8 protein-coding genes are annotated in these 6613 nt (G+C 73.0%); 7 read left to right on the plus strand and 1 reads right to left on the minus strand.

Features of this window, described 5'->3' with window-relative positions:
• Window positions 1-131: 131 nt before the first annotated feature.
• From pdxH to AB0H28_RS20720, 7 genes are all read left to right on the plus strand, one after another.
• The gene (pdxH, locus tag AB0H28_RS20690) at window positions 132-761 is read left to right on the plus strand and encodes a pyridoxamine 5'-phosphate oxidase (protein ID WP_358042706.1); all 630 of its coding nucleotides are present in this window, start codon (window positions 132-134) and stop codon (window positions 759-761) included.
• Window positions 758-2056, plus strand: a complete 1299-nt coding sequence (locus AB0H28_RS20695; RefSeq protein ID WP_358042378.1) for an MFS transporter — start codon at window positions 758-760, stop codon at window positions 2054-2056. Before pdxH ends, AB0H28_RS20695 begins: the two co-directional genes overlap by 4 nt.
• A gap of 9 nt (window positions 2057-2065) precedes the next feature.
• Entirely contained in the window at window positions 2066-2992 is a 927-nt protein-coding gene (locus tag AB0H28_RS20700; protein WP_358042381.1) for an aldose 1-epimerase family protein, read from the plus strand.
• Between the two features lie 2 nt (window positions 2993-2994).
• Window positions 2995-3597 carry a nitroreductase family protein gene (locus tag AB0H28_RS20705; protein WP_358042384.1) on the plus strand — a complete coding sequence of 201 codons (603 nt, stop codon included), beginning with the start codon at window positions 2995-2997 and terminating at the stop codon, window positions 3595-3597.
• A gap of 54 nt (window positions 3598-3651) precedes the next feature.
• Window positions 3652-3957, plus strand: coding sequence for a type II toxin-antitoxin system VapB family antitoxin (locus AB0H28_RS20710; protein WP_358042387.1), 306 nt, complete (start codon window positions 3652-3654; stop codon window positions 3955-3957).
• 31 nt (window positions 3958-3988) lie between these two features.
• Window positions 3989-5149 carry an acyl-CoA dehydrogenase family protein gene (locus AB0H28_RS20715; protein WP_358042390.1) on the plus strand — a complete coding sequence of 387 codons (1161 nt, stop codon included), beginning with the start codon at window positions 3989-3991 and terminating at the stop codon, window positions 5147-5149.
• 98 nt (window positions 5150-5247) lie between these two features.
• Complete coding sequence (locus AB0H28_RS20720; RefSeq protein WP_358042393.1) at window positions 5248-6015, plus strand: DUF4230 domain-containing protein; 768 nt, start codon at window positions 5248-5250, stop codon at window positions 6013-6015.
• Window positions 6016-6074: 59 nt separating this feature from the next.
• Here the strand turns inward: AB0H28_RS20720 and AB0H28_RS20725 are convergent, their stop codons facing one another.
• On the minus strand, window positions 6075-6278 hold the full coding sequence (locus AB0H28_RS20725) for a PspC domain-containing protein (protein ID WP_358042396.1): 204 nt from the start codon (window positions 6276-6278) through the stop codon (window positions 6075-6077).
• Window positions 6279-6613 lie beyond the last annotated feature (335 nt).

Below are 6613 nucleotides of genomic sequence, written 5' to 3' on the forward strand. Positions count from 1 at the left end.
CATCCCCGCCGGTGGACGCCGGTGCGGATAGGAGAAGACTGGGCTGCGGGGCCTGGCCAGCGTCGGGGGACGCGGGCGCGCCCGGGAGAGGAACGGCGAGAGTGACAGGCGACACACCCGCCCCGGCCGGCATGCGGAACGAGTACGCGGCCGACCTGGGCCTGACCGAGGCGGACCTGGCCGCGGACTGGCACACCCAGTTCGCCCGCTGGTTCGCCGACGCGGTGGCCCACCCGCTGCCGGAGCCGAACGCGATGGTGGTGGGCACCGCCGACGACCGGGGCCGGCCCAGCGGCCGGACCGTGCTGCTCAAGGGCTACGACGCGGAGGGCTTCGTCTTCTATACCAACCACCGGTCCCGCAAGGGCGCCGAGCTGGCCGGCAACCCGTGGGCCAGCCTGGTCTTCCCGTGGTTCCCGATGCAGCGGCAGGTGACCGTCACCGGCCGGGTGGAGCAGGTCACCCGGGCGGAGACCGAGGCATACTTCGCGGTCCGGCCGCGCGGCTCGCAGCTCGGGGCGTGGGCCAGCACCCAGTCCGCGGTGGTGCCGGACCGGGCGGCGCTGGACGCGGGGTACCGGGCCGCCGCGGAACGCTTCGCCGGCGTCGAGCCGATCCCCGCGCCGCCGCACTGGGGCGGGTTCCGGGTCCGCCCGGAGACGGTGGAGTTCTGGCAGGGCCGGGCCGGCCGGCTGCACGACCGGCTGCGGTTCCGGCGGGCGGACGGCGCCGACTGGGTCGTCGAGCGGCTAGCGCCGTGAGCCAGGTCAAGCAGGCCCGGCCGGATGGGCCGCGCCGCTGGGCGATCGACCTGCGCCCGCTGGGCGTGCCCGCGTACCGGCGGGTGTGGCTCGGCAACGCGGTGGCGATGTTCGGCTTCCAGTTCACCGCCGTCGCGGTGCCGGTGGAGATGTTCGACCTCACCGGCGGTTCGTTCTGGGTCGGGCTGCTCGGCGTCGCCGGGTTCGTGCCGCTGCTGGTCTTCGGGCTGTGGGGCGGCGCGGTCGCCGACGCCCGGGACCGGCGTCGGGTGCTGCTCGCGGCTGGCGCGCTGCTCTGGGCCGCGACGCTCGGGCTCCTGGTGCAGTCGCTGGCCGGGGCGGGTAGCCCGGTGCTGCTCCTGCTGCTGGTGGGCGTGCAGGCGGTGGCGTTCGCGATCACCTCGCCGGCCCGCAGCGCGATCCTGCCCCGGCTGGTGCCGGCCGAGCTGGTGCCGGCGGCCACCACGCTGAACTACACCACGTTCACCGCCGCGGCCGTCTTCGGCCCGCTGGCCGTCGGGCTGATCTTCGCCACCTGGCGCGTCGACACGGGGCTGCCGGTCGCGTACGGGTTGGACGCGCTGCTGTTCACCGTCTCGCTCTGGGCGACGCTGCGGCTGCCGGCGATGCCGCCCGAGCCGGACCCCGGCGGGGGCGTCCGCCGGGCCGGGCTGGGCAGCATCGTGGACGGCTTCCGCTATCTGGCCACCACGCCGGTGCTGCTGCTCTCCTTCGCCATCGATTTGATCGCGATGATCCTGGCGATGCCGCGGGCGCTCTTCCCGGAGTTGGCGCAGGAGCGTTTCGGCGGCGGCGCGGCGGTCGGCTGGCTCTACAGCTCCATCGCCATCGGCGCGATGCTGGGCGGGCTCACCTCCGGCTGGATCGGCCGGGTCCGCCGGCAGGGGCTGGCGCTCGCCGTGGCGGTGGTGGGCTGGGGCCTGGCGATCGCGCTCGCCGGGCTGGCCGGCCGGCTCTGGCTGGCGGTGCTGCTGCTGGGCGTGGCCGGCGCCGCCGATCTGGTCAGCGCGACCTTGCGGCAGTCGATGCTGCTGGTCTACGCGCCGGACCGGATGCGCGGCCGGCTCCAGGGGGTGAACACGGTGGTGGTGGCCGGCGGGCCGCGCCTGGGCGACCTGCGGGCCGGCGCGACGGCCGCCGGGTTCGGCACCGGCGTCGCCATGGTGGGCGGGGGTCTCGCCGCCGCCGTGCTGGCGACGCTGCTGGTGGTGGCGTTCCCCGCGCTGGTCCGATATCGCGCCGCCATCCCCGCCGAGGACGGTCGCGGACGGTAGGGTCGCCGAATGGGGAAAGACGTGCGGGCGCCCTCCGGGACACAGTGGACCATCTCCGCCGACGGCCACGAGGCCGTCGTGGTGCAGGTCGGCGGCGGGCTGCGGGCCTATCGGCACGACGGGGTGGACTACCTCGACGGGTACGCCGAGGACGAGCTGAGCCCCGGTTCGGCCGGGCACGTGCTGGCGCCCTGGCCCAACCGGATCCGGGACGGCATCTACACGTTCGCCGACCGTTCGTTCCAGCTCGACCTGACCGAGCCGGAGCGGCGCAACGCGCTGCACGGCCTGGTCAACTGGGTCCGGTGGGAGTTGATCGAGCAGGACCCGGCGAGCGTGACGATCGGCTACGACCTGCCGCCGACCCCCGGCTACCCGTGGTCGTTGCGGCTGCGTAGCCGGTGGAGCGTCGGCCCGGACGGCCTGCGCGCCGAGCACGAGGTGACGAACCAGGCCGGCGAGCCGGCACCGTTCGGTTTCTCCGTGCACCCCTATTTCCAACTACCCAAGGTCGCGGTGGACGACCTGCTGCTGCGGGTGCCGGGGCGCAACCGGGTGCTGGTCGACAGTCGGCTGCTGCCGGTGGCGGCGACCGACGTGACCGGCACCGAGTACGACTTCACCAGCCCCCGGCCGATCGGCGACCTGGTGCTCGACCTGGCCTTCGGCGACGTGACGCGGGACGCCGACGGCGGTTCGGCGGTGACGCTCGGCGCGCCGGACGGCACCTCCGGCGTGCGGATCTGGGCCGACCGCGAGTTCGGCTGGTGGCAGGTGTTCACCGGGGACACCCTCGGCGGGGAACGGCACCGCCGTTCGGTCGCGGTGGAGCCGATGACCTGCCCGGCGGACGCGTTCCGGTCCGGCAAGGATCTGATCACGCTCGCCCCGGGGCAGACCTGGCGGGGCGCCTGGGGCGTGCGGCCGGGGGCCTGAGCGTGGAGTTCGCCGACGTGGTCCGGCGTCGTCGGATGGTCCGCAACTACGACCCCGACCGCCCGGTGCCGCCGGCGACCGTGGACCGGCTGCTGGAGCACGCGGTCCGGGCCCCGTCGGCCGGTTTCGCGCAGGGCTGGGGCTTCCTGGTGCTGGAGGAGCCGGCCGACCGGGAGCGGTTCTGGGCCGCGACCACGCCCGAGGGCGGCGGCCGGGAACGCTGGCTGGCCGGGATGCGCCGGGCCCCGCTGATCGTGGTGCCGCACGCCAACCGGGACGCCTACCTGGACCGCTACGCCGAGCCGGACAAGGGCTGGGCGGACCGCGCCGAGGAGCGCTGGCCGGTGCCCTACTGGTTCGTGGACACCGGCTTCGCCGCGCTGCTGATGCTGCTCACCGCCGTGGACGAGGGGTTGGGCGCCTGCTTCTTCGGCATCCCGCCACAGCGGACCGGGGCCTACCGGGAGGCCTTCGGGGTGCCGCCGGAACTCCACCCGATCGGCGCGGTCACCATCGGTTATCGGGCCGTCGACCACAGGTCACCGTCGCTGCGGCGGGGGCGGCGTCCGGTGGATGATGTGGTGCGGCGGGGGCGGTGGAGCTGAGCCGCTAGGCTGGCACCCACATCGTCAGCCGGGCCTGGGGGAGGAGAGCGCGCCGTGATCTTCAGGGCGGTCCGGGACGGGCGTCCCTACCCGGAGCACAACTTCACGCTGAAGCAGTGGGCCGAGATCCCACCGCGTCCGCTGCGGCTGGATCAGCTCATCACCACCAAGCGGGAACTGGCGCTGGACAAGCTGCTCGCGGAGGACTCCACCTTCTACGGCGACCTCTTCCCGCACGTGGTGCAGTGGAACGGCGGCCTCTACCTGGAGGACGGCCTGCACCGGGCGCTGCGCGCCGCGTTGCAGCAGCGCAACCAGATCCACGCCCGGGTGCTCGTCCTGGGCGAACAGGGCGAGTGACGCCCTCCTGAGTCTTGGTTAAGGTGGCGCCATGTCTCCACTCGACCTGCTCGACCTCGACGCGTCGCTGAGCGAGGAGGAACGCCAGATCCGCGCCGTCGTGCGCCAGCTCGTGACCGACCGGGTCCGCCCGCACGTCGCCGGCTGGTACGAGGACGGCGAGGTGCCGGTGCGCGAGCTGGCCCGCGAGTTCGGCAAGCTGGGCCTGCTCGGCATGCACCTGACCGGCTACGGCTGCGCCGGGGCGTCCGCCGTCGCGTACGGGCTGGCCTGCCTGGAGCTGGAGGCCGGTGACTCCGGCGTCCGTTCGCTGGTCTCGGTGCAGGGCTCGCTGGCCATGTACGCGATCTGGCGCTTCGGCAGCGAGGAGCAGAAGCAGCGTTGGCTGCCGGCCATGGCGACCGGTGACACGATCGGCTGCTTCGGGCTGACCGAGCCGGACCACGGCTCCGACCCGGCGTCGATGGCCACCCGGGCCCGCCGCGACGACGACGACTGGATCCTCACCGGCGGCAAGATGTGGATTACCAATGCGCCGATCGCCGATGTCGGCGTCGTCTGGGCCCGCACCGAGGAGGGCGTGCGGGGCTTCGTCGTACCCATGGACACGCCGGGTGTGACGGCGCGCGAGATCCGGCGCAAGATGTCGCTGCGCGCGTCGTCGACCGGCGAGATCGCGCTCGACGACGTGCGGCTGCCGGCGGACGCCCGACTTCCCGACGCGGCCGGCCTGAAGGCGCCGCTGAGCTGCCTGACCGAGGCCCGGCACGGCATCGTCTGGGGTGCGCTCGGCGCGGCCCGGGACTGCCTGGAGACCGCCCTGGATTACGCGGGCAGCCGCACCCAGTTCGGCCGGCCGCTGGCCGGCTTCCAGCTCACTCAGGCGAAGCTCGCCGACATGGCGGTGGAGTGGAACAAGGGGCTGCTGCTGGCGCTGCACCTGGGCCGGCTCGCCGACGCCGGCACGCTGCGCCCCGAGCAGGTGAGCGTGGGCAAGCTGAACAACGTGCGGGAGGCGCTCGCCATCGCCCGGCAGTGCCGCACCATCCTCGGCGCGAACGGCGTCTCCGGTGACTATCCGGTGATGCGGCACGCGAACAACCTGGAGAGCGTGCTCACCTACGAGGGCACCTCGGAGATCCACCAGCTCGTCATCGGGCAGCGGCTGACCGGCCTCTCCGCGTTCGCCTGACCTGCTCTTTCCCCCGATCGGGGCGCTCGGCGAGCGAGTGTCGCACGGTGCCCGTACCGTCATTGTCAGTCGATGCGTGGACGAGGACGGTGAGGGCGATGGACCGCGACGGTGACACCCACCAGCCCACCAGGGAGTTCCCGGAATACCCGACCGGCGAGTCCCTGCACGAGCGGTCGGCCTACCCGCCCGACCCGGGTTCGGGCGTCCCCGCGCGGGCCGGGGGTGGCCCGGCACGGGGCCTGCTCTGGTTGCTCGGTGCGGCGGCGCTGGTGGTGGTGGTGCTGCTCGGCGTGCAGGCGACGGGTCTGCTGCCCGACTTCCGCAACCCCTTCGCCAAGGAACAGACCGACCGCAGCCAGCCGCCGCTGCTCACGTCGATCCGCGACCTGAGCCGCTACGTCGCGGCGGAAGGCAACTTCCAGGTGGTGGTCGACGTGCAGAACGACCGGCGCAACGTGCCCGATTTCCTGCTCAACGAGCGCACGCTCTTCGTCGGGGCGGGTCGGGTCGAGGCGTACGTGGACTTCGCGAAGATCGGCGACGGGGCGGTGGTGGTCTCCGAGGACGGCAAGTCCGTCGAGATCAAGCTGCCCGCGCCGCAACTCGGCGAGACCGACCTCGACATGGACAAGAGCTATGTCTTCGCCGAGGAGCGGGGCCTGATCAACCGGCTCAACGACCTGGTGTCGGGCGACCCCAACCGGCAGCAGCAGATCTACAAGCTGGCCGAGGACCGGATCACCGCGGCGGCGAGGGACAGCGGCCTCGCCGACCGGGCGCAGGAGAACACCCGCAAGATGCTGGAGGGGCTGCTGCGTTCCCTCGGCTACGAGAAGGTGACCATCACCTACCCGGCACCCTGACCCGACGCGACGCGCCCCGCTTTCAAATCGTTCGGGCGGGGCGCGTCGTCGGGTCCGGGTCAGCGGGTGGCGAGGTAGCGGTCCTCGTTCGGCATCAGCACCCACAGGATCAGATAGACGATCACCTGGGTGCCGGGCAGCAGCAGCGACAGCACGAACAGCAGCCGGACCACACCGGCGGACATGCCGAACCGTCGCGCGAGGCCGGCGCAGACACCGGCGAGCATGCGCCCCTCACGGGGCCGGACCAGTTTGCGACTCATCGTCGTCTCCCACTTCTGCGGCGATCCGCCGCGCTGATTCCACGGTAGAGAGGGGATGCACGCCGTGCCCTCGGCCCCGAGGAGGATCGGCGACCCGGGCACCCTAGGTACTTACCCCGGACCACCCGCACCGACGCATCCACAGACATCCACCGATGCCCGCCCTGGCTCGGGCCTCCCGGGCCGCCGCCGGGCGACTTCCCGTTCCTGTTGCGGTCCCTCGGTCGGTCGCGGTAGCGACCGGATCTCGGGAGCGGATTTCCACCTCTTGGGAAGCGGGGAGATCTTGGTAGGAAAGTGCCCCTGGAGGGGCCGGTTGGTACCAAGATCGCCGG

It is taken from the genome of Micromonospora sp. NPDC050980, assembly GCF_040653835.1.
GTDB lineage: Bacteria > Actinomycetota > Actinomycetes > Mycobacteriales > Micromonosporaceae > Micromonospora.

What these genes read in the sequence shown, in the direction of transcription:
- AB0H28_RS20715 (WP_358042390.1), top strand. Translation starts at nt 3,989, where the DNA reads ATGTCTCCACTCGACCTGCTCGACCTCGACGCGTCGCTGAGCGAGGAG.
- AB0H28_RS20700 (WP_358042381.1), top strand. Translation starts at nt 2,066, where the DNA reads ATGGGGAAAGACGTGCGGGCGCCCTCCGGGACACAGTGGACCATCTCC.
- pdxH (WP_358042706.1), top strand. Translation starts at nt 132, where the DNA reads ATGCGGAACGAGTACGCGGCCGACCTGGGCCTGACCGAGGCGGACCTG.
- AB0H28_RS20720 (WP_358042393.1), top strand. Translation starts at nt 5,248, where the DNA reads ATGGACCGCGACGGTGACACCCACCAGCCCACCAGGGAGTTCCCGGAA.
- AB0H28_RS20725 (WP_358042396.1), bottom strand. Translation starts at nt 6,278, where the DNA reads ATGAGTCGCAAACTGGTCCGGCCCCGTGAGGGGCGCATGCTCGCCGGT.